The organism is Streptomyces sp. NPDC051563 (assembly GCF_044454225.1).
Lineage (GTDB): Bacteria > Actinomycetota > Actinomycetes > Streptomycetales > Streptomycetaceae > Streptomyces.
Genome location: NZ_JBITDL010000014.1, coordinates 106,112 through 130,199, shown reverse-complemented (window position 1 = coordinate 130,199; position 24,088 = coordinate 106,112). Strand labels below are relative to the sequence as shown.

The window sequence follows — 24,088 nt, the reverse complement described above, 5'->3', positions numbered from 1 at the left end:
CCCACCCGCGCCCGCCCACCGGGCCCCGCGCAGCGGCCTACTCCCCCGGCAGCACGACCACCTCGCCCGGGGTGAAGGTCACCGCGACCCGGTCCCCCACCCCCGGCGCCCCGGCCAGATCGCACTCCGCCTCCAGCACCGGCCCCACCTCGGGCCGGAGCAGCAGCGCGACATGCGTCCCCCGGAAGGTCCGCGACACCACCTCGCACCCCAGCCCCGCAGCCGACAGCACCACACCGGCCGGCCGGATCAGCACCCGGCGGTCCCCCTCCGCGGCCCCCGCCGCAACGGCGACCTTCCCCCACGGAGTGGCGGCGACCCCACCGGACACCACCGCCGGGACGACGTTGTCGAAGCCCAGGAACCGTGCCACGAACTCCGACGCCGGCCGCTCCCACACCTCCAGCGGGGTCCCCGCCTGCGCGATCCGCCCGTCCCGCATGACGACCACCCGGTCGGCCAGCGCGAACGCCTCGCCCTGGTCGTGCGTGACGGCCAGCACGGTCGTGCCCAGCCGCGAGAACAGCCCCTGCAACTCCACCACCAGCCGCTCCCGCAGCCCGCGGTCCAGCTGCCCGAGCGGCTCGTCCAGCATCAGCAGCCGCGGCGAAGGCGCCAGCGCCCGGGCCAGGGCGACCCGCTGCTGCTCGCCACCGGACAGCGAGGCCACCGCCCGGCCCTGCGCCCCGGGGAGCCCGACCAGTTCCAGGAGCTCGGTGACCCGGGCCTCGGAGGCCTGCTTCGGGGCACCCCGCATCCGCAGCCCGAACGCGACGTTCCCGCCCACGTCCCGGTGCGGGAACAGCTGGTGGTCCTGGAACATCAGGCCCACTCCCCGCCGGTGTACGGGCACTGCGGCCTGGTCGGCGCCGCCCAGCAGCACCCTCCCGGCGTCGACGGGCTGGAGCCCGGCCACCACCCGGAGCAGCGTGGACTTGCCGCTCCCGCTGGGCCCGAGCACGCACACGATCTCGTGCTCGGCGACCGCCAGGTCCACACCGTCCAGGGCGGCCGCGCCCGCACGCTCACCGAAGCGGACCGACACCCCTTCCAGCTGAAGCAGGGTCATCAGAACTCTCCGGAGGTCTTGTCGGGTCGCAGCCGCTCCAGCAGGAGCAGGGACACCGCGCACGTCAGCATCAGGATCGTGCTCAGGGCCATCGCCTGGCCGTAGTTCATCTCCCCGGCCCGCCCCAGCAGCCGCGCCACGGCGACGGGCAGCGTCGGATGGTCGGGCCGCGCGATGAAGACGGTGGCCCCGAACTCGCCGAGGGACACGGCGAAGGCGAAGCCCGCCGCGATCAGCAGGGCGCGGCGCACCATCGGCAGGTCCACCTCCCGCCAGGCCCGCAGCGGGGAGGCGCCGAGCACGGCGGCGGCCTCGCGGAGCCGTCCGTCCACCGCGCGCAGGACCGGCAGCATGGTCCGTACGACGAAGGGCACGCCCACCAGCGCCTGCGCCAGCGGCACCAGGATCCACGAGGTCCGCAGGTCCAGCGGCGGCTCGTCCAGGGTGATGAGGAAACCAAAGCCGACGGTGACGGCCGACACCCCCAGCGGGAGCATCAGCAGCGCGTCGAAGCCCCGTACGAAACGGCCGGCGCGCCGGGTCAGGGCGGCCGCCGCGAGCCCGCCGACGAGCAGCGCGATGGCGGTGGCGGCGAGCGCGTACTGCAGGGAGTTCCAGATCGCCTCCAGCGGCGGCACGAGGAAGGTTCCGCCGCCCGCGCCCACCTCCTGGAGCGCCCGGTAGAAGCCGAAGCCGTACCCGCCGGGGGCGTCGAGCGACCGCTCGACCAGCACCGCGAGCGGCGCCACGATCAGCAGGGCCACCGTCAGCAGCACCCCGCCGAGCAGGGTGCGCTGCGCCCGGCCGCGCGGCCGGTGCGTGGTCCGCCCCGGGTCCACGAGCCGCAGCGCGGTCTCCCGTTTGCGCACGGTCCAGGCGTGCACCCCGAGGATCGCGGCGATGGCCGCGAACTGCACCATCGTCAGCACGGCGGCCGTCGGCAGGTCCAGGAGCTGCGCGGTCTGCCGGTAGACCTCCACCTCCAGGGTGGAGTACGCGGGCCCGCCCAGGATCTGCACGACGCCGAAGGAGGAGAACGTGAAGAGGAACACCATGAGCGAGGCGGCCGCGACGGCCGGGACCAGCGCGGGCAGCGTCACCCGGCGCCAGGCGGCGAACCGCCCGGCGCCCAGCACCCGGGCGGCCTCCTCCTGGCGCGGGTCCAGCTGCGCCCACAGCCCGCCGACCGTGCGGATGACCACGGCGTAGTTGAAGAAGACGTGCGCGAGCAGGATCGCCCACACGGTCGTGTCGAGGCGGATCCCCCACACCTCGTCCAGCAGACCGTTCCGCCCCACGAGCGCCAGGAACGCGGTGCCGACCACGACGGTCGGCAGGACGAACGGCACCGTGACGAGTGCCCGCAGCAGCTGTTTGCCGGGGAACTCGAAGCGCGCGAAGACGTACGCGCCGGGGAGTGCGATCAGGAGCGTGAGCGCCGTGGACGCGAGCGCCTGCCAGGTGGTGAACCAGAGCACGTCGACGATGTCGGGCCGGGCCAGCACCTCGCCGATCCGGCCGAACTGCCAGCCGGCGTCCGTCTTGAGCCCGCGTCCGACGATCGCGGCGACGGGGTACGCGAAGAACAGCCCGAAGAAGACGAGCGGCACGGCCATCAGACCGAGCCTGACGGCCGTGGCCCGCCCGCTCTCCTTCGGAACGCCGCTCACCCGTCCTACTTCACGACGAGGGCGGACCAAGCCTTGACCCACTGGTCGCGGTTCTTGGCGATGGCCTCCGGGGCGACCGTCTCGGGCTTCTCGATGACCACGCCGTGCTTGGTGAACAGCTCCGGGAGGACCGCGTCCTTGGTCACCGGGTTCACGAACATCTGGAGCGGCATGTCCTCCTGGAACTTCTTGGAGATCAGGAAGTCCAGGAGCGCCTTGCCGCCCTCCTCGTTCTTCGCGCCCTTGAGCAGACCGGCGAACTCGGTCTGGCGGAAGCAGGTGCCCGTCGAGACGCCCGTGGGGGCCTCGGCCGGCTGCGGCTCGCCGTACAGGACCTCGACCGGCGGGCTGGAGGCGTAGGAGACGACCAGCGGGCGGTCGCCCTTGGCCTTCTTGCCGCCCGCGGAGCCGGAGAAGCGCTCGTTGTAGGCCTGCTCCCAGCCGTCGACGACCTCGACGCCGTTGGCCTTGAGCTTGCTCCAGTAGTCCTTCCAGCCCGCGTCCCCGTACTTGCCGACGGAGGCGAGGAGGAAGCCCAGGCCGGGCGAGGAGGTCGCGGCGTTCTCGGTGACCAGGAGGTTCTTGTACTCCGGCTTGATCAGGTCGTCCAGCGTCTGCGGCGGGGCGAGCTTCTTGTCGGCGAAGTAGGCCTTGTCGTAGTTCACGCAGATGTCGCCGGAGTCCACGGGGGTGACCCGGTGCTCCTTGTCGAGCACGAACTCGGGCTTCACGTCGGCGAGCCCCTTGGCCTCGTACGGCGTGAAGATGCCGTTGTCGAGGGCACGGGAGAGGAGCGTGTTGTCCACGCCGAAGAAGACGTCGCCGCGCGGCGAGCCCTTGGTGAGGATCTCCTGGTTCAGGGCCGCGCCGGCGTCGCCCGACTTCAGGACCTTGACGGTGTAGCCGCTCTGCTGCTCGAACTCCTTGAGGACCGTGTCGGTCACGTTGAAGGAGTCGTGCGAGACGAGGGTGATCGTCTTGCCGGTACCGGACTTGGACGCCGGGGCGTCGCTCGCCCCGGCGGACTTGTCCTTGGCGTCGCCGCCGCCGCAGGCGCTGAGCGTGGTGACGCCGAGCGCGGCCGCGAGCGCGATGCCCGCCAGCTTCTTGGTGGTGCTCATTGGTGCATTCCTCCTGGGATGTCCAGGAGAAGACGCGGCCCTGCCCGGCGCTCTGTGGAGCGGTCGCCGGGCAGGGCGCAACAGCTTGAGTGGTGACCGAACTTCCTACCCCGAATGACCGGGGCGAGGTTCAGAGGGTCTGCGGTGACGGATACCGCACTCTCAGCGCTGTGGCGCTCCCCTGTCGGAATATGAAATTGGTTGTTCGGCCACAGAGTACCCCGCGGCCGAAAGCAAACCTCAACTGGCGAAAATCATCGCTCCGAGGCGGCGAGCTGGCCGCACGCGCCGTCGATCTCCTGCCCGCGGGTGTCGCGGACGGTCACCGGCACGCCGTGGCGGGCGATGGCGTCCACGAACGCCTTCTCGTCCTCGGGCCGCGAGGCGGTCCACTTCGAGCCGGGCGTCGGGTTCAGCGGGATCAGATTGACGTGCACGCGCTTGCCCTTGAGCAGCTTGCCGAGCAGGTCACCGCGCCAGGCCTGGTCGTTGATGTCGCGGATCAGGGCGTACTCGATGGAGATCCGGCGGCCGGACTTCTCCGCGTACTCCCACGCCGCACCGAGCACCTCGCGGACGTTCCAGCGGGTGTTCACCGGGACCAGGGTGTCGCGGAGCTCGTCGTCCGGGGCGTGCAGGGAGACGGCGAGGCGGCACTTGAAGCCCTCGTCGGCGAAGCGGAGCATCGCCGGGACCAGGCCCACGGTGGAGACGGTGATCCCGCGCTGGGACAGGCCCAGGCCGTCGGGCTCCGGGTCGGTGAGGCGGCGGATGGCGCCGACGACGCGGTTGTAGTTCGCGAGCGGCTCGCCCATGCCCATGAAGACGATGTTCGACAGCCGGGCGGGCCCGCCGGGGACCTCGCCGTCGCGCAGGGCGCGCATGCCGTCGACGATCTGGTGGACGATCTCCGCCGTCGACAGGTTGCGGTCGAGGCCGGCCTGGCCGGTGGCGCAGAACGGGCAGTTCATGCCGCAGCCGGCCTGCGAGGAGATGCACATGGTGACCCGGTCCGGGTAGCGCATCAGCACGGACTCGACGAGCGTGCCGTCGTGCAGCTTCCACAGGGTCTTGCGGGTGGTGTCGTCATCGCACGAGATGTGCCGCAGGACGTTCATCAGGTCCGGCAGCAGCTCCTGCTGGAGCTTCTCGCGCGAGGCGGCGGGGATGTCGGTCCACTCGGCCGGGTCGTGCGCGTACCGGGCGAAGTAGTGCTGGGAGAGCTGCTTGGCCCGGAAGGGCTTCTCGCCGATCGCGGCGACCGCCTCCCGGCGCTCCTCGGGGGTGAGGTCGGCGAGGTGCCGGGGCGGCTTCTTCGCTCCGCGAGGGGCGACGAAAGTGAGCTCTCCCGGGACAGGGCGGGCCATGGCAGGTACTCCTTGTAAGACGAAAGGCGCGCCGCAGAAGCAGCGCGCCTTCCAAGAGTAACCGCCCCGCCTGTACGGGCGCCTTTTCGCAGGTCAGCCGGTGCCGACGAACAGGGCCAGCAGCAGCCACACCACCGGGGCCGTCGGAAGCAGGGAGTCCAGCCGGTCCATGATGCCGCCGTGGCCCGGCAGCAGGGTGCCCATGTCCTTGATCCCGAGATCCCGCTTGATCATGGATTCCCCGAGGTCGCCGAGCGTGGCGCTGACGGCGACGGCGAGGCCGAGCACCAGGCCCTGCCACCAGACGCCCCCGTCGATCAGGAACTCCATGCACAGCGCGCCGGCCCCCATCGCGAAGGCCACCGCTCCGAAGAGCCCCTCGCGGGTCTTTCCGGGGCTGATGCGCGGCGCGAGCTTGGTCTTGCCGAAGCGCCAGCCCACCGCGTAGGCCCCGGTGTCGCTGACCACGGTCAGGACCAGGAAGGTGACGACCCGCTGGGGCCCGTCGTCGGCGGTGAGCAGCATCGCGACGAACGTGGCCAGGAAGGGCACGTAGAACGCCGCGAAGACACCGGCGGTGACGTCCTTGAGGTAGTCCTCGGGCGGTTCGGTCATCCGCCAGACCAGGACCGCGAGGGCGGTGAGCGCCATCGCCACCCAGGCGCCCTCGGCCCCGCGGACGTACCCGGCGATGACCATCGCCGCCCCGCCGATCGCGAGCGGGACCAGCGGGGCCTTGATGCCCTTCTTCTCCTGGAGCCGGGAGGTGAGCTCCCAGAGGCCGACGACGACCGCCACGACGACGACGCCGACGAATACCGCCTTGACGATGAACAGCGAGGCGAAGATCACCGCGCCGAGGCCCACTCCGACCCCTATGGCGGCACGCAGGTCCCGCCCGGCCCGCTTCTTCTGAGGCGGCGGGGAGGCGTCCTGCGGTGCCGGCGAAGGCGGGGTCGGCGGCGGGGGGCTGGGCATGGGCTCCTGCGGCGGCGTATCGGCGCGGAAGAGGGGGCCGCCGTCAGCGGCGGCCCCCCGATCGCGTGCTTCCCGGTCGTCGAAGTCACGGCCGGCGGCATCGGGCACGATGGGCATGGGCCGAGTGTGCGGGCCCACCAGCGCATCGTAGGCGGGACCCGCCGGAACCGGCTCCGGCTGCCAGGAAGTGTCGTTCATCAGACTTCGAGGAGCTCGGCTTCCTTGTGCTTGAGCAGCTCGTCCACCTGCGCGACGTACTTCGCGGTGGTGTCGTCGAGCTCCTTCTCGGCGCGGCGCACCTCGTCCTCGCCGGCTTCCTTGTCCTTGACGAGCTTGTCGAGGGCGTCCTTCGCCTTGCGGCGGATGGCGCGGATCGAGACCTTGGAGTCCTCGGCCTTGGTGCGCGCGACCTTGATGTACTCCTTGCGGCGGTCCTGCGTCAGCTCGGGGAAGGTCACCCGGATGATGCTGCCGTCGTTGCTGGGGTTGACGCCCAGGTCGGAGTCGCGGATGGCCGTCTCGATGTTGCGCAGGGCGCTCTTGTCGAACGGGGTCACGATCGCCATGCGCGGCTCGGGGACCGAGAAGGAGGCGAGCTGGTTGATGGGCGTGATGGCGCCGTAGTACTCCGCCACGATCTTGTTGAACATCGCCGGGTGCGCACGACCGGTGCGAATCGCGGCGAAGTCTTCCTTGGCGACGACGACGGCCTTTTCCATCTTCTCCTCGGCCTCGAGGAGGATCTCTTCGGTCACCACGTGCTCCTGCATGTCAGAAATGGATGGTTCAGGCGGACGGGGGCCTGCTCAGGCCCGGGTGCCCTGGTCGCTCACGAGCGTGCCGATCTTCTCACCCTTGACGGCTCGCGCGATATTGCCCTCGGCGAGCAGCTCGAAGACCAGGATCGGCAGCTTGTTGTCGCGGCACAGCGTGATGGCGGTGGCATCGGCGACCTTCAGGTCGCGCGACAGCACCTCGCTGTACTCCAGCGCGTCGAACTTCACCGCGTCCGGGTTCTTCTTCGGGTCGGAGTCGTAGACCCCGTCGACGCCGTTCTTGCCCATGAGCAGGGCTTCCGCGTCGATCTCCAGGGCGCGCTGGGCGGCCGTGGTGTCGGTGGAGAAGTAGGGCATGCCCATGCCGGCGCCGAAGATGACGACGCGGCCCTTCTCCAGGTGGCGGACCGCGCGGAGCGGGATGTAGGGCTCGGCGACCTGGCCCATGGTGATGGCGGTCTGGACGCGGGAGTCGATGCCTTCCTTCTCCAGGAAGTCCTGGAGGGCGAGGCAGTTCATGACGGTGCCGAGCATGCCCATGTAGTCGGACCGGGCCCGGTCCATGCCGCGCTGCTGGAGTTCGGCGCCGCGGAAGAAGTTGCCACCGCCGATCACGATCGCGATCTCCGCGCCGTCGCGGACCACCGCGGCGACCTCGCGGGCGATGGCGTGGACCACGTCGGGGTCGACGCCCAGTCCTCCGCCACCGGAGAAGGCCTCGCCCGACAGCTTCAGCATGAAGCGGCGGCCCTTCTTGTCCTGGTCGCTCTTGTTGTCGGAAGCGGTGTGGGTGTCCACGCCCTGATTCATGGAGATCTCCTCGTGCACATACGAAGAAGGCCATTGCCGGTGGGTCCTCGCGGTTCCCTCTACGGCAATGGCCTCCTCGTCAGATCTGCGGTCGCCCTGCGCGAACGCGGGCGACTGCTTCAGACCCTACCGGGGTCCGGTGTCCGTCGCGTACGGACGGACTCAGATGCCGACCTTGATGCGCGAGAAGCGCACCAGGGTGACACCGGCCTCGTCCAGAACCTTCTGGACGGACTTCTTGGCGTCCAGGGCGTAGGCCTGGCCGAGCAGCGTGTTGTCGCGGAAGAAGCCGTTGACACGACCCTCGACGATCTTCGGCAGCGCGGCTTCGGGCTTGCCCTCTTCGCGGGTGGTCTCTTCGGCCACGCGGCGCTCGGACTCGACGACCTCGGCCGGCACGTCCTCCTTGGAGAGCCACTTCGGCGCGAAGGCGGCGATGTGCTGCGCGACGCCGCGGGCGACCTCGGCGTTCTCCTTGTCGAGCTCGACCAGGACACCGATCTGGAACGGCAGGTCGGGCATCGTGCGGTGCATGTACGCCGAGACGTAACCGCCGGTGAACTGCACGAAGCGGTCCAGGACGATCTTCTCGCCGAGGTTGGCGTTGGCCTCGTCGACGAACGCCTGCACGGTCTTGCCGGGGGCGATCTCGGACGCGAGCAGCGCCTCGATGTCGGCCGGGGAGGTCGCGGCGATGTGGTTCGCCAGCTCGTTCGTGACGGCCAGGAACTTGTCACCCTTGGCGACGAAGTCCGTCTCGCACTTCAGCTCGACCAGAACACCGGTGGTGTTGTCGTCGGAGATGACCGAGACGACGGCACCGTTCTCGGCAGAACGGCCTTCGCGCTTGGCGACGCCCTTCTGACCCTTGATACGGAGCGCCTCGACGGCCTTGTCGACGTCGCCGTCGGCCTCGACCAGAGCGTTCTTGCAGTCAAGCATGCCGACGCCGGTGAGCTCGCGGAGCTTCTTGACGTCAGCGGCGGTGTAGTTCGCCATGAGTCTGGGATTCTCTCTCGAAGTCGTAGATCTACGGGTGAACGGCGGAGGAGGCGCGCTCGTGGCGCGGCTCCCCCGCCGTCATCGTCCGTGCTGCGAGTGCCCGGCGCATGAACGCCGGGCGCTCTCAGTGGGTCAGGCCTGCTCGGCGTCGGCGGCCGGGGCCTCGACGGCGGGCTCGGCGACGACCTCGGCCTCGGCGGCCGGAGCAGCCTCGGCCTCGGCGGCGGGGGCGTCGACGACAGCCTCGGCGGCCGGAGCGGCCTCGGCGTCATCGGCCTTCTTCTCGCCCTCGAGGAGGTCGCGCTCCCACTCGGCGAGCGGCTCGGCAGCGGCCTTCTCGCCCGGCTTCGAGTCGCCAGTGGCGGCACCGGAACGGGCGATGAGGCCCTCGGCGACGGCGTCGGCGATCACGCGGGTGAGCAGGGTGACGGAGCGGATCGCGTCGTCGTTGCCCGGGATCTTGTAGTCGACCTCGTCGGGGTCGCAGTTGGTGTCGAGGATCGCGACGACCGGGATGTGGAGCTTGCGCGCCTCACCGACGGCGATGTGCTCCTTCTTGGTGTCGACGATCCAGACCGCGCTGGGGACCTTCGACATCTCGCGGATACCACCGAGGGTCTTCTCCAGCTTGATCTTCTCGCGAGAGAGGACCAGGAGCTCCTTCTTGGTGAGACCCGAGGCGGCGACGTCCTCGAAGTCGATCGCCTCAAGCTCCTTCAGACGCTGAAGGCGCTTGTAGACGGTGGAGAAGTTGGTGAGCATGCCACCCAGCCACCGCTGGTTGACGTAGGGCATACCAACGCGCGTCGCCTGCTCGGCGATGGCCTCCTGGGCCTGCTTCTTGGTACCGACGAACATGATGGAACCGCCGTGGGCGACGGTCTCCTTCACGAACTCGTAGGCGCGGTCGATGTACGACAGCGACTGCAGCAGGTCGATGATGTAGATGCCGTTGCGCTCCGTGAAGATGAAGCGCTTCATCTTCGGGTTCCAGCGGCGGGTCTGGTGACCGAAGTGGACGCCGCTTTCCAGCAGCTCCCGCATCGTTACGACGGCCATGGCCATCTCCTTGTTTTCTCGGTTTGGTTCCTGACGCCCCTGTCGCGCCCTGCCCCCGTAGAGGGGACCGAGAGACGCTGTCACCTGGCCCTGAGGGGCCGGTGCTGGGGCGTGCGAAGTCGACCCGGTGACCCGGATCGCCACAAGAAGTGTACGGGACCCGGTGGTATGCCGGATGACGCGGTTGTCCACAGCTCCCCGCCCGTCCACAGGCCCGGGCGGGACGGGCCCCGGAGCGGAAACCTGCTCCCATGACGAAACTGACGAAGCCGGCGAAGCCGAAAAGGCTGATGAAGCCGGCGAAGCTGCTGCTCACCCTGCTCCTGGCCCTAAGCCTCACCCTGGGCGCCGCTCGCGCCGCCTCCGGGCCACCGCACGCTCCGGCGGCAGCGGGCGGCCGCCCGCTGCCGTCCCCGCTGACCGTGGTCCGCTGGTGGGACCCGCCCCCGACCCCGTACGCGGCGGGGCACCGCGGGGTGGACCTGGCTGCCCCGCCGGGCGCCGAGGTCCGCGCGGTCGGTCCGGGCCGCGTCCACTTCGCCGGCCCGGTCGCCGGCCGCGGGGTCCTCTCGCTGACCCTCCCGAACGGACTGCGCACGACCTACGAACCGGTCCGCCCCCTGGTGGCGGAGGGGGCCGAGGTCACGACGGGGCAGGTGGTGGCCCTCCTCGCGGACGGCCCGCACTGCCCCCGCTCCTGCCTCCACTGGGGCCTCCTCCACGGGGAGGCCTACCTCAACCCGCTGGCCCTGCTCCCCCGCCCGACCCCGCGCCTGCTGCCGTCCGGCAGTCCGGCGCCCGGGGGCGGGGTCAGCCTCCGACGCCTCGCAGGGCCATGGCCACCGCCGCGTCCGTGACGATGACGGGGTCCTCCCCCGCGCCGGCCTCGATCCGCCGGACGGCGGCGTCCACCACACCCTGGAGCAGCATCGCGGAGAGCCTCGGCTCCGCCTGCCCCAGCGCGGCCAGCGCCTCCACGATCATCGCGATGAGGCTCCCGTGCGCCGCGCGGATCTTCTCCCGCGCCCCGGCGTCCAGCTCGCTCGCCGAGATCGCCACGACCGCCCGGTGCCGCTTGTCCCCCACCAGCCCCAGCTGGCTGCGCACGTAGGCCTCGATCTTCGCCTCCGGCTCCTGCGCCTCGGACATCGCCGCCTCGATCTCGGCAGCCCACACGGGGAAGTCCACCGCGCACAGCTCTTCGACGACGGCCGCGCGGGACCGGAAGTACTCGTACACGGAGGACCGGGCGAGGCCCGTCCTCTCGGCGAGGGCGGGGAAGGTCAGCGCTTCCGTCCCCCCTTCGGACAGCAGGGAACGCGCGGCATCCAACAGGGCGCCGCGCTGCATCGACCGGTGCTCGGCCACGGAGGCCGCTCGAATCCTGGGCACGCATCCACTCTACGGACGTCCCGCAAGGCCGTCGCACGCTCTCGGCCCCCGCCCGCGGGCCCCGGCGCCCCGCTTCAGCGGCCGACGTCCGCCAGTTTGGCCCGGAGCTGCAGGACCGACTTGGTGTGGATCTGGCTGACGCGGCTCTCGGTGACCCCGAGGACATTGCCGATCTCGGCGAGCGTGAGGCCCTCGTAGTAGTAGAGCGTCACCACCGTCTTCTCCCGATCCGGCAGCGTGTTGATGGCCCGCGCCAGCAGCCGGCGCAACTCCCGGTCCTCCGCGACCTCCACCGGGTTGTCCGCGGCGGTGTCCTCCAGGGTGTCCATCAGGGAGAGGCGGTCGCCCTCCCCTCCCACGTGCAGCAGCTCTTCCAGGGCGACCACGTTCGCCAGCGACAACTGGCTGAAAACGGCGTGGAGATCCTCGAGGCCGATGCCCATCTCGCCGGCGACCTCGTGTTCGGTCGGGGTGCGCCGCAGCTGGGCCTCCAGCGTGGCGTAGGCCCGTTCCACGGCGCGCGCCTTCTGCCGCACCGAGCGGGGGATCCAGTCCAGCGCCCGCAGCTCGTCGATCATCGCGCCGCGGATGCGGGTGATCGCGTACGTCTCGAACTTGATGGACCGTTCGATGTCGAACTTCTCGATGGCGTCGATCAGTCCGAAGACTCCGGAGGAGACGAAATCGGCCTGTTCCACATTGGGCGGCAGCCCGACGCTGACCCGGCCCGCCACGTACTTCACGAGGGGCGAGTAGTGCAGGATCAGCTGCTCCCGCAGCCGCTCGTCACCCGAGTCCTTGTACGAGCGCCACAGCACCTCCAGGGACGAGGGCGCGGTGGACCGCTCGCTGCCGCGCGCGGCGGCGGGCACCGCAGCGCGGTCGGACCCTGAGGTGTGCTGGGGCATGCTTCGCCTTTGCCGGAGCCGGATTCCTTGGGAGCGTAGCGTGACGGAAGTGTCGCGGTGCGCGAAGAGTACGGGATCGCGCAGACCCCCAAGGGCGCCCCGACTCGCGCGGGCGACCCGGGACCGGCGCCTGGCGCACGGTCCCGGCGGGTGCCACCGGGAAGACCGCGTCTCTCATCGGCTTCACTCTTTCACCGGAACGCCCCAGGTCAACGACCGCCTCGCCGGGCGACCGCGCTTTATGCGCCTCCTCCCGGCCGCTTCGGGGTCAACTGCCAGCCGTCGCCCTGCCGTTCGACGAACCCCAGAGAGTGAAGTTCGTACAGTCTGCCGATGACTTCATCAGTGCCGGTGCCCGCCGCGAGGGCCAGCTCCCCCAGGTCGGCGGGGCGCCCTGCCGGGAGGGCTTCCAGCACCCGGACCGCATCGGGGCCCAGCAGGTCGCGGGCGATGACGGGGCCCCGCCGCTCGGGTGCCAGCTCACCCATCCCGCCGACCAGCTCGATGACCTCCGCCGCGTCCGTGACCAGCGCGGCCTCACCGCGCAGCAGTTCGTGCACGCCGGCCGAGAGTCCGCTGGTGGCCGGCCCCGGGATGCCCATGGTGATCCTCCCCAGCCCCTGGGCCCGCCGGGCGGTCACGAGGGATCCGCTGCGGTGGGCGGCTTCCACGACGACCGTGCCCCGGGTCAGGGCCGCGATGACGCGGTTGCGCAGGACGAATCGGCTCGGCGTGGGGTGGCTGCCGGGCGGCAGCTCTCCGATGAGGAGCCCCTGGGCGGCGATCCGGCCGAGCAGTCCGGCGTGCCCGCGCGGGTACGCCACGTCCACCCCGCAGGCCAGCACGGCGACCGTGGCCCCGCCGGCCGCGAGGGCGCCGCGGTGGGCGGCCCCGTCGATTCCGTAGGCGGCGCCCGAGACCACCACCCAGCCGCGCTCGGCGAGTTCACCGGCCAGGCTCTGGGCCATGTGCGCCCCGTACGGGGTGCACGCGCGGGCCCCGACCACCGCCACGGAGCGCAGGGCCCAGGTCCGCAGGTCCGGTCGGCCCCGTACCCACAGCCCGACGGGCCGGGCATCGCCGAGGTCGTCCAGCTGACTCGGCCACTCCGCCGACCCGGGGCAGAGGAACCGGCCCCCGGTCTCCGCCGCGGCCGCCAGGTCCCGCCGGGGATCGGCCGCCGCGGCCCGGCGGCGGTATCCGGCGAGCCGCTCGCCACCGACCCCGCTGAGCACCCCTGGCTCCGGCTCCGGCCCGGTCAGCAGCCGTATCAGCCCGACGGCCCCGTACGCCCGCAGCCAGCGCCCGCCGTGCTCCTCCCCGGGCTCCAGGACCCGGGTGAGCGCGGCCCGCGCGAGCACCTCGCCGCCGGGCTCCGCCTGCGGCTCCGGGCCGGCTGCCGGGGGTGCCTGGGCGGGTCCCGGCCCGGGTGCCCCGCCCGGCTCCGGGGCCGGGGCCATGGCGGTCATGAGGCCGCGCCCAGGTGCGCCGAGGCTCCGCGGGCGATTCCGGTGCGCAGTTCGAGGGCGACCGCCACGTCCAGGGCGTCGGGGCGGTCCCGGCTCCTCAGGTCGGCCACCGTCCAGGCGACCCGGAGCACCCGGTCGAGCCCCCGCGCGGTCAGCAGGCCGCGCTCCAGGTCCCGTTCGGCCTGGGCCAGGGCTCCCGGGGCGGCGGGCCAGCGGGTCCGCAGCTCGTGGCCCGGGACCTCGGCGTTGAGCCGCCAGGGGGTGCCGTCGAGGCGGGCCGCCGCCCGGTCGCGGGCCTCCCGGACCCGGCCGGCGACCACCGCCGTGGCTTCGCCGCGGCCACCGCGTCCCAGCAGATCGGTGCGGGTGACCGGCTCCACCTCGACGCGCAGGTCGACCCGGTCCAGCAGTGGCCCCGACAGCCGGGCCTGATAGCGGCGGACCACCGAGGCCGGGCAGTCGCATCCGGTCCCGTGCAGGGTGTGCCGCCCGCAGGGACAGGGGTTGGCGGCCAGCACCATCAGGAACCGGGCCGGCAGCCGTACCACCCCGGCGGCGCGGGCGATGACCACGTGTCCCGCTTCGAGGGGCTGCCTCAGGGCGTCCAGCGCCTTGGTGCTGAACTCCGCGGCTTCGTCGAGGAACAGCACCCCCCGGTGGGCCAGCGACACCGCTCCGGGCCTGGCCACACCGGCTCCGCCCCCGACGAGGGACTGCATGGTCGCCGAGTGGTGCGGGGCGCAGTACGGGGGCCGGGCGACGAGCGGTTCGCCCGGGGGCAGGATTCCCGCGACCGAGTGGACGGCCGTGACCTCCAGGGAGTCCTGCCGGGTGAGCGGGGGCAGGATCCAGGGGATCCGCTCGGCCAGCATCGTCTTGCCCGCGCCCGGCGGTCCGCTCAGGAACAGGTGATGTCCCCCGGCGGCGGCCACCTCCAGGGCCCGGCGCGCCGCGTGCTGTCCGGCGACGTCGGCGAGATCGGGGAAGTCCCGCCCGTCGCCGTCGCGGGAGACCCCCGTGCCGAGTCCGGCGCCCGGGACGACCAGTCCGGCGAGCATCGGGTCCGGGCGCCCGGACGGATCCGGCGGATCCTCCTCCGGGACCTCCCCCTCGGTGAGCACCGCGATCAGCTGCCGCAGGCTGCGCACCCCGAGCACGGAGACGTCCGGAACGAGCATGGCCTCGGCGGCGCACTGCTGCGGGACCACGACCTGCCGGTACCCGGCCTCGGCGGCGGCGAGCACCGCCGGGAGGATCCCGCGGACGGGGCGCACCCGGCCGTCCAGCCCCAGCTCCCCGATGAGGACGAGATCGGCGATCACCTTCGGGTCGACCACCTCGGCGGCGCCCAGGACGGCGGCCGCGACGGCGAGGTCGAAACCCGCGCCCGACTTCGGGACCGACGCCGGGCTGAGGCCGACGGTGAGCTTCTTCTGCGGCCAGGCGGCGCCCGAGTTCACCACGGCCGCCCTGACCCGGTCCCGGCTCTCGACCAGGGTCTTGTCGGGCAGCCCCACCAGGGCGAAGGTGGCGACCCCGGGCTCCAGGTCGGCCTGGACCTCGACCACCACGCCGTCGACGCCCACGAGGGCGACCGAGCAGGCTCGTGCGAACCCCATCAGGCGGCCCCCCTGACGTGCTCCACCACGGGACCGCCGCGCCGCGGCAGCACGACGCCGACGAGGTCGATGCGCACCCCGCCCGGGGGTGGTCCCCCGTGGTCGGCCAGCCAGCGCCCGGCGAGCCTGCGCAGGCGCTCGGCCTTCGCGGGCCGCAGCGCGGCCATGGGATGTTCGAACTCCCCGGCCCGCCGGGTCTTGACCTCGCACACGACGAGGGCGTCCCCGTCCCGGGCGACGATGTCGATCTCCCCGCCGCGACAGCGCCAGTTCCGCGCGATCACCGTCATCCCGGCCTCGGTGAGCCGCCTCGTCGCGAGGTCCTCGCCGTACCGCCCCAATGCCTGCTGTGCCACGCCCTTCGCGTTCATCCGGCACCACCTCCGGCACCGACGGTCCCGCGTCCCGGCCCACCTAGTGGATCTTGGTGGACAACCGGGGGCATGTGGACAACCGCATCACCCCGGGGGGTGAACCGGGCCGGGGGACCGCGTCAGCTGCCCGGAAGTTCGAGATCGCTCTTGTTGAGCTCCTCGATGTTCACGTCCTTGAAGGTCAGCACCCGCACCTGCTTCACGAAGCGAGCCGGTCTGTACATGTCCCAGACCCACGCGTCGGCCATCGAGACCTCGAAGAAGACCTCCCCCTGTACCGAGTGCACCTGCATCTCGTAGTCGTTGGTGAGGTAGAAACGGCGTTCGGTCTCGATCACATACTTGAACAGCCCGACGACGTCGCGGTACTCGCGATAGAGCTTCAGCTCCATCTCGGTCTCGTACTTCTCGAGGTCCTCGGCACTCATGGCATGTTCCCCTTCAGCCGTGCGTCCCCCTATTGTGCGCCAGGCCCGTGCGCCCCTAAACGATTTCCGGGGCCAGGTTCACGGGCGCACCCGGGGGACCGTCGTCGAGCAGCCTGCGGAGCAGCTCTGCGAGTCTGGTCGGGTACACCGTCTCATGGGCCGCAAGCAGTTCCTCGGAGGTCCACCACCTGGTGCCCGAGACGCTGCGGCGCTCCAGCTCGGTGAGGCCTCCCAGCACCGTCGCCGTCTGGGTGGTGCGGGCCAGGAAGTACCACTCGTCCTGCTCCCAGCGGCGCCCGTCGAAGGGGAACGAGCAGTAGCGGTGCCACAGCACCGGCCCCAGTTCCACCTCGGTGATCCCGGTCTCCTCCGCGAGTTCGCGCAGGGCGGCCTGCTCCCGGGTCTCGGCCCCTTCCAGACCGCCGCCCGGGGTGAACCACCAGTCGTCCGCCGGGTTTCCCGGCTCGAAGCCGTGCAGCAGCAGGATCCGGTCCTCGGGGTCCAGCAGGATCACCCGCGCCACCTTCCGCGGCCCGCCCGAGCCGCCCGGCCCGTCCGCGCCTCCCGGCACCCCCGAGCCGTCCGCAGCCGCCCCGGCGCCGGGCTCCGCCGTCGCGTCAGCGGACATCGGCCCGCTCCCGCCTCCGCCCGCGCCCGAGGACCCGTACGACCGGCCCGTACGCGGCTCCGAGCACCACCAGGGCGGCTCCGGCCACCACCGCGGCCACCTGGAGCAGCAGCGGCCCCGCCGTCGAGGTCCCGCCGGGCAGGGCGGCGTAGGTCCCGGGCCGCTCCAGCATCGACATGGAGGGCCACGCGAGGGCGTCCACGCGGCCCTTCACCGCCGAGCGGGGCACCGTCCCCTGTCCGGCCTCCTCCAGGTGCGCCCGGGAGTCCAGCGAGGCTCCGCGCCGGTCGCCGAGCAGGAAGAGATTGCCCTGCGGCACCGTCACCTCGAACGGCGTCCGGGAGGCGGACCCGCCCGGAGCGTCCACCACGTCGAGCTTCTCCGCCTCGATGTACGGCTCGTCCAGCTCCTTGCCGTTCACGGTGAGCCGGCCGCCTGCACCGCAGCACTTGACCGTGTCCCCGCCGATGCCGACGACCCGCTTCACCATCGGCGAATCGCTCCACTGCTCATCCTTGAAGATCACGACGTCCCCGCGGTGCACCTCGCCGCCGCCGATGCGCTGCGCCAGCACCCGGTCCCCGGGCCGCACCGTCGGCACCATCGAGTCGGTCGGCACCGTGTACGGCTGGTACACGACGGCTCCCCAGACGAACCCGCCCAGGAAGAGCACGAAGCCGATGGCCACGGCGATTCCCGACAGCGTGCTGCCGAGAGCACCGCGGCCATCGCCGTCACCTGCTCGTATTGCTCGTGTTCCGCCCATTGCAAGCGCCCCCACACTCGGAGATCGTCGACCTGGGCGGCACCCTACCTGCCGGTAGGCCCTGCGGTCAGCCTCCGCCTGCGCCACAGGACGACCGGCACCGCGCCGGCGAACCCGAGCGCGGCCGGGCCGAGCCCGACCGGCGCCAGACCGGCGGCGTCCAGACCCAGCGCGGTGGCCTTGGTCTGCGTGCCGATGCCCGGCTGGTCGAAGGTGTCCGGGATCGGCAGCGTGGACCAGCGGGTGACCGGCCAGGCCACGACCACGGCGCGTCCGACGACGTCGCTGACGGGCACGAAGCCCTGGGTCGAGTCCTGCTGGTGGTAGCGGGAGTCCTGCGAGTTCTGCCGGTGGTCGCCCATCACCCAGATCTTGCCCTTGGGCACGGTCAGCGGGCCGAAGGGGAAGTCGTCGCACGGGGTGTTGCCCGGGAAGATGTACGGCTCGTCGAGCTCCTTGCCGTTGACGACGACCGGTCCCCCCTTCTTGCACTCGACCGTGTCACCGCCGATGGCGATCGTCCGCTTGATCAGGTCCTTCTCCTCGGCGGACGGCATGAGGCCGATCCAGCTGAGGGCCTTCTGCGCGATGTTGGGCTCGGGCGTCGCCTCGCCGCTCAGCCAGTTCGAGGGGTCGTGGAAGACCACGACCTCGCCGCGCTCGGGCTCGGATCCGAACCACGGCGTCAGCTTGTCCACGAGCACCCGGTCGCCGCGCTGCAGGGTGTTCTGCATCGAGTCGGAGGGGATCGAGAAGGCCTGCACCAGGAAGGTCTTGATCAGCAGAGCGAGCAGCAGGGCGATACCGACCAGGAGCGGCAGCTCCTTCCAGAACGACCGGTGCGGGCGTGCTCCGGCGCCGTCCTTCGCGTCGCCGTCGTTCTCGACGGCATCGGGCCCTGAAGAGTCGTTCGGCTCCTCGCCGCCCTCGTCGCGTCCGGACCGTGCACCAACCGCCACGTCCCCCACATCCACTCCTCGTTCGGAAATCGACGCCCGGACCTGATGAGGCACGGGCCCTCCCCTCCCCTAACGAGCGGGAGTTCCCGAAGGCGCGGGAGACCAAGGACACACTATGCGAACGAGGAGCCGCCCCGGCGCCTGCGGGGCGCACGGCGACCGCCGCGCGCCTGGTCGGGAACCATGCGGAAGGTGGCGGGCTGTTCCAGCCGGTGCCAGTGCCCGAAGGGCCAGGCGATCACGACGGCCTGGCCGACGACGTCCTTCTCGTCGATCGTGCCGTGGAAGGCCTCGTCGAGGTGGTACCGGGAGTCGGCGGAGTTCGCGCGGTGGTCGCCCATGACGAAGATCCGTCCGGCGGGCACCTGCACCTCGAAGCGGATCTCCGAGGGCGCGTTGCCCGGGTTCACGTACGGCTCGTCGAGCGGCGAGCCGTTGACGCTGACCCGGCCCCGGGCGTCGCAGCACTTCACGGTGTCCCCGCCGACGCCGATGACCCGCTTGATGAGGTCCTGCTCGTTCGCCGAGGGCAGCAGTCCGATGAAGGTGAGGGTCTGCTTGATCTGTTTGACGCCCACCGGGTCCTCGGCGGCCTGGACGCTGTCGGCGCCCAGCCAGCCTCCCGGGTCCTTGAACACGACCACGTCCCCGCGCTCGACCCGGGAGCCGAACCACGGGGTGAGCTTGTCCACCAAGACCCGGTCGCCGATCCGGATCGTCTGCTCCATGGAGCCCGACGGGATGAAGAAGGCCTGGACGAGGAAGGTCTTGAGGATCAGCGCGATGCACAGGGCGACCACCACGAGCAGGGGCAGCTCCCCCGCCCGGCGGGTACGCCGTCTGCGCCGGACCCGGCGTGCCAGACGCCGCCGTTCGGCCCGGCCGCCGGGCTCCGCGGACTCCGCCCCCGGCGCCCGCTCCGGCTCGGACTCGGCGTCCTCGTCCTCGTCCTCGTCCCCGTACCGGTTGTCGTCCCCGTCCCGGTCGTCGAACGGGGCGTCCCGGTAGTCGTCCTGCTCCTCGTACGGGTCGCCGTCCTCGTCCCCGTACCGGTCCCGGCCCTCGAACCGGTCGTCCTCCTCGTACCGGTCGCCCTTCGGGCGCCCGCGGCTACCCACGGCCCCCGCCCGCGGAACCCGCGTCTCCCCAGCGCGACACCGGCCAGCCGATCCAGTCGGCCCGCCCGATCACCTTCTCCACCGGCACCATCCCCCCGCCCGGCTCCCCCAGGTGGTCCCGGGAGTCACGGGACTGGGAACGATGATCACCCATGACCCACAGGCTCCCAAGGGGCACGACGATACGGAAGGGAACTTTCGATCCCGAGTCGCCGGGAAAGAGGTACGGCTCGTCCAGCAGCACCCCGTTGACCTTGATCCGGCCCTTCTCGTCGCACACCACGTCGTCGCCGCCCACGCCCACGACCCGCTTCACGAAGTCGGTGTCCGAGGGCTCGGCCAGCCCGAGCGCCGAGGCCGCCCCGTGCAGGGCTTCGCCGAGGGGATTCGCGTCCGGGCCCTCCCGTACGAAGGAGCCCGTGCCGTCGAAGACCACGACGTCCCCGCGCTCCGGCCGGTCGCCGAAGCGGTACGCCAGCTTGTTGACCAGCACCCGGTCCCCGACCGCGAGCGTGGGCTCCATCGAGCGGCTCGGGATCAGGAAGGGCTGGAGCACGAAGTTGCTGAAGAGCAGCAGGAAGACGGTGCAGACCACGCCGAGCAGCCCGGCGCGCCGCCAGGTCAGCCAGCCGGCCTTGCCGGAGTCCGGCTCCGCGTCCCTGTCCGGGTCCGCGTCCGAGCCCGGCCCCGGACCCGGGTCCGTGCTCGCATCCGGGGCGGAACCGGCCCCGGAAAACACGAAACGCGACCGCCCCTCCCCCTCGTCGGGGGAAGAGTGGCCGCGCTGCGTGTGAGGTGCTTCGGTGTCCATCGGGGGCGAGCCTATCCGGCCCCGCCCCGAACGCCGGGAGCAGATCAGCGGTCGCGCTTCTCCTTGATCTTCGCGGCCTTGCCGCGGAGCTCACGGAGGAAGTACAGCTTGGCGCGACGGACGTCACCGCGGGTGACGAGCTCGATCTTCTCGAAGATCGGGGAGTGGACCGGGAAGGTGCGCTCCACGCCGACGCTGAAGGAAACCTTGCGGACCGTGAAGGTCTCGGAGACGCCGGCGCCCTGGCGGCGGATGACGACACCCTTGAACTGCTGGATACGGGAGCGGCTGCCCTCGATCACGCGGACGTGCACGTTGACGGTGTCACCCGGGCGGAAGGCCGGGAGGTCCGAGCGCAGGGTGGCGGCGTTGACGCCATCGAGCAGGTGAGACATGAGATTCGTCTGCTTTCTTCGCATGACGCCACAGGTCGCCGATGCGGGGTTTCCGGAGAGAATTCGGGAGCTGCGGGGCTCGGCGGACGACGGTCCCCCTGTGGCAGGGGCGTACGCGAGCACACAGCAGCCGCCTATTCTTCCACGGGCCGGGGCCTGCGCCAAAATCCGCCGTCGGGGGACGGCTTCCAGCCGAGGATGCTCAGCAGCTCGCGGTCCTTCTTGTCGAAGGCGGAGGCCTCGCAGCGCTCGATCAGGTCCGGGCGGTTGGCCGCCGTGCGGCGGAAGGCCTCGTCGCGGCGCCACCGGGCGATCTTGCCGTGGTGGCCGCTGACCAGCACGTCCGGGATCCCGTGGCCGCGCCACTCCGGGGGCTTGGTGTAGACGGGCCCCTCCAGCAGGTTGGCCATGTCCCCGGGCGCGAAGGAGTCGTCGCGGTGCGATTCGGCGTTGCCGAGCACCCCGGGCAGCAGCCGGGCCACGGCCTCGGTGACGACCAGGACGGCCGCCTCGCCGCCGGCCAGGACGTAGTCGCCGATGGACACCTCGTAGACCGGGAGGCGCGTGGCGTACTCGTCCATGACCCGGCGGTCGATGCCCTCGTAGCGGGCCGGGGTGAAGATCAGCCAGGGGCGTTCGGAGAGTTCGACGGCCAGTTCCTGGGTGAACGGCCGGCCGCTGGGGGTGGGGACGACGATGACCGGTCCGTGCGCGCCGGCCTCGTAGCCGTCGGCCAGGGCCGCGTCCAGGGCCTCGCCCCACGGCTCGGTCTTCATGACCATGCCGGGACCGCCGCCGTACGGGGTGTCGTCCACCGTGTTGTGCCGGTCGTACGTCCAGTCCCGCAGGTCGTGGACGTGTACGTCGAGCTGGCCGCGCGCCCGCGCCTTGCCCACCAGGGAGACGTTGAGCGGTTCCAGGTACTCGGGGAAGATCGTGACGACGTCGAGACGCATCAGGCGTCGTCCCCGCCCTTGGCTCCGCCCTCGGCCCCGTCCTCGTCCGCGTTCCCGGCCCCCTCCTCGTCCGCGTTCCCGGCCCCCTCCTCGTCCCGGGCGGAGACGACGATCGCCTCGCTCTCGTCGATGAGACCGGGCGGCGGGGTGATGACGCAGCGCTGCTCTTCGAGGTCGATCTCGGCGACGATCTCCTCGACGAAGGGGATCATCACCTCGGTGCCGTCCGGGCGCTCGACGATGAACAGGTCCTGCGAGGGCAGGTGGGAGATCTCGGTGATCCGGCCGATCACGGTGCCGTCCTCGAGGACGACGTCGAGGTCCATCAGCTGGTGGTCGTAGTACTCGTCGTCCTCGGCCGGCAGCTCCGCCGGGTCCACGTCGGCGATGAGCAGGACGTTGCGCAGCGCCTCGGCGCCGGTGCGGTCCTTGACCCCGGCGAAGCGCAGCATGAGCCTGCTGCTGTGCACCCGGCCGGTCTCGACCGTCAGCGGGCCCGCCGACGCGGGGTCGGTCCGGAGCACGGCGCCGGGCCCGAGCCGCAGCTCGGGCTCGTCGGTCCGCACCTCGACGGTGACCTCACCCTTGATCCCGTGGGCGCGGCCGATCCGCGCGACTACCAGCTCCACTGCATATCTCCTGTTCAGACGACGACGGGCCGGGGCGGGCACGTATGCCCTCCCCGGCCCGTGCCGGTGTTTCACGCTTCTAGCAAACCGGGTCTCAGCGGACCTGGTCCACGTCGACGAGGTCGACGCGGATCCCCCGGCCGCCGATGGCGCCCACGACGGTACGCAGGGCACGTGCGGTGCGGCCGTTGCGGCCGATCACCTTGCCGAGGTCTTCGGGGTGGACCCGGACCTCCAGCACCTGCCCGCGGCGCAGGTTGCGCGAGGCGACCTGCACTTCGTCGGGGTTGTCCACGATGCCCTTCACGAGGTGCTCAAGAGCCTCCTCGAGCATGCTCAGGCCTCGGTCGACTCGGCGGTCTCGGCCTCAGCCTCGTCCGCCTTCTTGTCGGCCTTCTTCGCCTTCTGGGTAATGGCTTCGCCCTTGCCCTCGCCGATGCCCTCGAGGGCCTTGGCGAACTCGTCGAAGGAGCGACGCTTGTTCTCCTTCGTCGCCGGCTGCAGCAGCGGCGCGGGGGCCGGAAGGCCCTTGTGCGCCTGCCAGTCACCGGTGAGCTTCAGGATGGCGAGCACAGCCTCGGTGGGCTGGGCGCCGACCGACAGCCAGTACTGCGCACGCTCGGCGTTGACCTCGATGCGCGACGGGTTGTACGTCGGGTGGTAGATACCGATCTCTTCGATCGCGCGACCGTCCCGACGGGTACGGGCGTCGGCGACGACGATGCGGTAGTGCGGCTGGCGAATCTTGCCGAGGCGCTTGAGCTTGATCTTGACTGCCACTGGAGTGGTGTCTCCTGAACTTGACGTGGTTGGGCACATGAGATGCCACGTGGGGTTGCGGTACTCGGGTGCCCGATGGACGCGTCAGCCGGAGGAGAGAGGGGTCCTATGCGACTGTCGAGTACAGCTGTCCATTGTGCCACACGCCCGAGGCGCGCCCGGCCGGGAGGTTGCGGAGCGCATCCGCCGGGTCAGGAGGCCACCGCGATGGCCACGTCCGGGATGCGGAAGGGCTTCATGCAGCCCCCGCACACGATCGGGGCCTGCGCCAGCACGGACGGGACCACGCGCACGTTGCGCCCGCAGTCGCAGACCGCCTTGACGCGGACGCCGCCGCCGGAGGACCCGTGCCGGGCGGCCGGACCGCGGAAGCTGCGCTTGGTGTCGGCGGCCGTGGCGGCCGTATGGGCCTTCAGCGCACGCTGAAGGCGCTCCATGGTGGGGCGGTAGCGCTTCTTCGCCTCGGGATTGAGCGAGACCAGGGAGAAGCCGCTGCTCGCGTGCGGCTCGTCGGTGTGGTCCAGCCCCATCTCCTCGGCGATCGCGAGGAACCTGCGGTTGTGATAGCGGCCGGCCCGCGAAGTGTCACGCACTCCGCGTGCTGCGGCGATGCCGTGGACTGCCTCGTGCAGCAGTCGCTCGAAGGAGAGCTCGGCGCCGCAGGCGGACGAGGACTCTCCGATCAGGGACTCGGGCGCGGCAAGGTCAGGCAGCTCGGGGTGGTACCGCTGAATATCGGCCCACGCCTGCGCCAGCTCTGCGGCGAGAACAGGTGGTGTCGTGCTCACGTCGTGACAACGAGCCGGGGTGCCCCGGTGTTCCGATTCCGGGCCATTCCAAATTTTTTGCACGTACCAGTCAGTTCTGTCTCATGCGTCCCGACGAGGACGGGTGCACATATCTCAGGAGGAGTCGGTACGTAAGGAGGCCGACCGGCGGGCGGCGACGGGCACGGACCCGGCGTGCGGCGGATGCCACACGCCGGGGCGCGAGAGCCGTCGGCC

Annotated in this window: 27 protein-coding genes and 1 riboswitch; of the genes, 1 reads left to right on the top strand and 26 read right to left on the bottom strand. The window is 71.4% G+C overall.

The window, feature by feature from the left end; genetic code table 11:
- Positions 1 to 37 precede the first annotated feature (37 nt).
- From ACIA8F_RS18515 to rpsB, 9 genes are all read right to left on the bottom strand, one after another.
- Positions 38 to 1,069, bottom strand: coding sequence for an ABC transporter ATP-binding protein (locus ACIA8F_RS18515; RefSeq protein ID WP_399379931.1), 1,032 nt, complete (start codon positions 1,067 to 1,069; stop codon positions 38 to 40).
- Positions 1,069 to 2,685: an ABC transporter permease gene (locus tag ACIA8F_RS18510; protein ID WP_399380043.1), complete on the bottom strand. Its 1,617-nt coding sequence runs from the start codon at positions 2,683 to 2,685 to the stop codon at positions 1,069 to 1,071. Before ACIA8F_RS18510 ends, ACIA8F_RS18515 begins: the two co-directional genes overlap by 1 nt.
- Positions 2,686 to 2,744: 59 nt before the next feature.
- Positions 2,745 to 3,860, bottom strand: a complete 1,116-nt coding sequence (locus tag ACIA8F_RS18505; RefSeq protein ID WP_399379929.1) for a thiamine ABC transporter substrate binding subunit — start codon at positions 3,858 to 3,860, stop codon at positions 2,745 to 2,747.
- A gap of 84 nt (positions 3,861 to 3,944) precedes the next feature.
- Positions 3,945 to 4,053, bottom strand: a riboswitch (TPP riboswitch).
- 61 nt (positions 4,054 to 4,114) lie between these two features.
- Entirely contained in the window at positions 4,115 to 5,227 is a 1,113-nt protein-coding gene (gene rlmN / locus ACIA8F_RS18500; protein ID WP_266904070.1) for a 23S rRNA (adenine(2503)-C(2))-methyltransferase RlmN, read from the bottom strand.
- 93 nt (positions 5,228 to 5,320) lie between these two features.
- The gene (locus ACIA8F_RS18495; protein WP_383942852.1) at positions 5,321 to 6,403 is read right to left on the bottom strand and encodes a phosphatidate cytidylyltransferase; all 1,083 of its coding nucleotides are present in this window, start codon (positions 6,401 to 6,403) and stop codon (positions 5,321 to 5,323) included.
- A complete protein-coding gene (gene frr, locus ACIA8F_RS18490) occupies positions 6,403 to 6,960 on the bottom strand; it encodes a ribosome recycling factor (RefSeq protein WP_112453867.1) in 558 nt (185 codons plus the stop codon). The genes ACIA8F_RS18495 and frr overlap by 1 nt, the downstream gene beginning before the upstream one ends.
- A gap of 51 nt (positions 6,961 to 7,011) precedes the next feature.
- Positions 7,012 to 7,791 (bottom strand): UMP kinase, encoded by a 780-nt coding sequence (pyrH, locus tag ACIA8F_RS18485; RefSeq protein ID WP_399379927.1) that lies wholly within the window; start codon positions 7,789 to 7,791, stop codon positions 7,012 to 7,014.
- A gap of 162 nt (positions 7,792 to 7,953) precedes the next feature.
- Complete coding sequence (gene tsf, locus ACIA8F_RS18480) at positions 7,954 to 8,790, bottom strand: translation elongation factor Ts (RefSeq protein ID WP_399379925.1); 837 nt, start codon at positions 8,788 to 8,790, stop codon at positions 7,954 to 7,956.
- A gap of 135 nt (positions 8,791 to 8,925) precedes the next feature.
- Positions 8,926 to 9,852 carry a 30S ribosomal protein S2 gene (gene rpsB, locus ACIA8F_RS18475; RefSeq protein WP_399379923.1) on the bottom strand — a complete coding sequence of 309 codons (927 nt, stop codon included), beginning with the start codon at positions 9,850 to 9,852 and terminating at the stop codon, positions 8,926 to 8,928.
- Positions 9,853 to 10,103: 251 nt separating this feature from the next.
- Between rpsB and ACIA8F_RS18470 the strand changes: the two genes are divergently transcribed.
- Positions 10,104 to 10,709, top strand: coding sequence for a murein hydrolase activator EnvC family protein (locus tag ACIA8F_RS18470; protein WP_399379922.1), 606 nt, complete (start codon positions 10,104 to 10,106; stop codon positions 10,707 to 10,709).
- On the opposite strand, the gene ACIA8F_RS18465 is transcribed toward ACIA8F_RS18470, so the two are convergent.
- From ACIA8F_RS18465 to ACIA8F_RS18385, 17 genes are all read right to left on the bottom strand, one after another.
- On the bottom strand, positions 10,663 to 11,220 hold the full coding sequence (locus ACIA8F_RS18465; protein ID WP_399380042.1) for a TetR/AcrR family transcriptional regulator: 558 nt from the start codon (positions 11,218 to 11,220) through the stop codon (positions 10,663 to 10,665). The genes ACIA8F_RS18470 and ACIA8F_RS18465 overlap by 47 nt on opposite strands.
- A gap of 98 nt (positions 11,221 to 11,318) precedes the next feature.
- A complete protein-coding gene (whiG, locus tag ACIA8F_RS18460; protein ID WP_399379921.1) occupies positions 11,319 to 12,152 on the bottom strand; it encodes an RNA polymerase sigma factor WhiG in 834 nt (277 codons plus the stop codon).
- A gap of 239 nt (positions 12,153 to 12,391) precedes the next feature.
- Complete coding sequence (dprA, locus tag ACIA8F_RS18455; RefSeq protein WP_399380041.1) at positions 12,392 to 13,612, bottom strand: DNA-processing protein DprA; 1,221 nt, start codon at positions 13,610 to 13,612, stop codon at positions 12,392 to 12,394.
- Between the two features lie 5 nt (positions 13,613 to 13,617).
- A complete protein-coding gene (locus tag ACIA8F_RS18450; protein WP_399379919.1) occupies positions 13,618 to 15,240 on the bottom strand; it encodes a YifB family Mg chelatase-like AAA ATPase in 1,623 nt (540 codons plus the stop codon).
- Positions 15,240 to 15,611, bottom strand: a complete 372-nt coding sequence (locus ACIA8F_RS18445) for a YraN family protein (protein WP_399379918.1) — start codon at positions 15,609 to 15,611, stop codon at positions 15,240 to 15,242. Before ACIA8F_RS18445 ends, ACIA8F_RS18450 begins: the two co-directional genes overlap by 1 nt.
- Positions 15,612 to 15,733: 122 nt before the next feature.
- Complete coding sequence (locus tag ACIA8F_RS18440) at positions 15,734 to 16,042, bottom strand: DUF2469 domain-containing protein (protein WP_005311352.1); 309 nt, start codon at positions 16,040 to 16,042, stop codon at positions 15,734 to 15,736.
- Between the two features lie 55 nt (positions 16,043 to 16,097).
- On the bottom strand, positions 16,098 to 16,670 hold the full coding sequence (locus ACIA8F_RS18435) for an NUDIX hydrolase (protein ID WP_399379916.1): 573 nt from the start codon (positions 16,668 to 16,670) through the stop codon (positions 16,098 to 16,100).
- The gene (lepB, locus tag ACIA8F_RS18430; RefSeq protein WP_399379915.1) at positions 16,660 to 17,436 is read right to left on the bottom strand and encodes a signal peptidase I; all 777 of its coding nucleotides are present in this window, start codon (positions 17,434 to 17,436) and stop codon (positions 16,660 to 16,662) included. Before lepB (ACIA8F_RS18430) ends, ACIA8F_RS18435 begins: the two co-directional genes overlap by 11 nt.
- Positions 17,437 to 17,480: 44 nt before the next feature.
- Complete coding sequence (gene lepB / locus ACIA8F_RS18425; protein WP_399379913.1) at positions 17,481 to 18,395, bottom strand: signal peptidase I; 915 nt, start codon at positions 18,393 to 18,395, stop codon at positions 17,481 to 17,483.
- A 113-nt stretch (positions 18,396 to 18,508) separates the two neighbouring features.
- Entirely contained in the window at positions 18,509 to 19,513 is a 1,005-nt protein-coding gene (gene lepB / locus ACIA8F_RS18420) for a signal peptidase I (RefSeq protein ID WP_399379912.1), read from the bottom strand.
- Positions 19,506 to 20,324, bottom strand: a complete 819-nt coding sequence (gene lepB, locus ACIA8F_RS18415; protein ID WP_399379910.1) for a signal peptidase I — start codon at positions 20,322 to 20,324, stop codon at positions 19,506 to 19,508. The genes lepB (ACIA8F_RS18420) and lepB (ACIA8F_RS18415) overlap by 8 nt, the downstream gene beginning before the upstream one ends.
- Before the next feature lie 44 nt (positions 20,325 to 20,368).
- Complete coding sequence (gene rplS, locus ACIA8F_RS18410) at positions 20,369 to 20,719, bottom strand: 50S ribosomal protein L19 (protein WP_382980500.1); 351 nt, start codon at positions 20,717 to 20,719, stop codon at positions 20,369 to 20,371.
- Positions 20,720 to 20,853: 134 nt separating this feature from the next.
- Positions 20,854 to 21,675: a tRNA (guanosine(37)-N1)-methyltransferase TrmD gene (trmD, locus tag ACIA8F_RS18405; RefSeq protein WP_399379908.1), complete on the bottom strand. Its 822-nt coding sequence runs from the start codon at positions 21,673 to 21,675 to the stop codon at positions 20,854 to 20,856.
- Positions 21,675 to 22,304: a ribosome maturation factor RimM gene (gene rimM / locus ACIA8F_RS18400; protein WP_399379906.1), complete on the bottom strand. Its 630-nt coding sequence runs from the start codon at positions 22,302 to 22,304 to the stop codon at positions 21,675 to 21,677. The genes trmD and rimM overlap by 1 nt, the downstream gene beginning before the upstream one ends.
- A 94-nt stretch (positions 22,305 to 22,398) precedes the next feature.
- A complete protein-coding gene (locus ACIA8F_RS18395; protein ID WP_399379904.1) occupies positions 22,399 to 22,638 on the bottom strand; it encodes an RNA-binding protein in 240 nt (79 codons plus the stop codon).
- Between the two features lie 2 nt (positions 22,639 to 22,640).
- Positions 22,641 to 23,084, bottom strand: a complete 444-nt coding sequence (rpsP, locus tag ACIA8F_RS18390) for a 30S ribosomal protein S16 (RefSeq protein WP_243337676.1) — start codon at positions 23,082 to 23,084, stop codon at positions 22,641 to 22,643.
- Positions 23,085 to 23,275: 191 nt separating this feature from the next.
- Positions 23,276 to 23,872, bottom strand: a complete 597-nt coding sequence (locus tag ACIA8F_RS18385; protein WP_399379902.1) for a hypothetical protein — start codon at positions 23,870 to 23,872, stop codon at positions 23,276 to 23,278.
- Positions 23,873 to 24,088 lie beyond the last annotated feature (216 nt).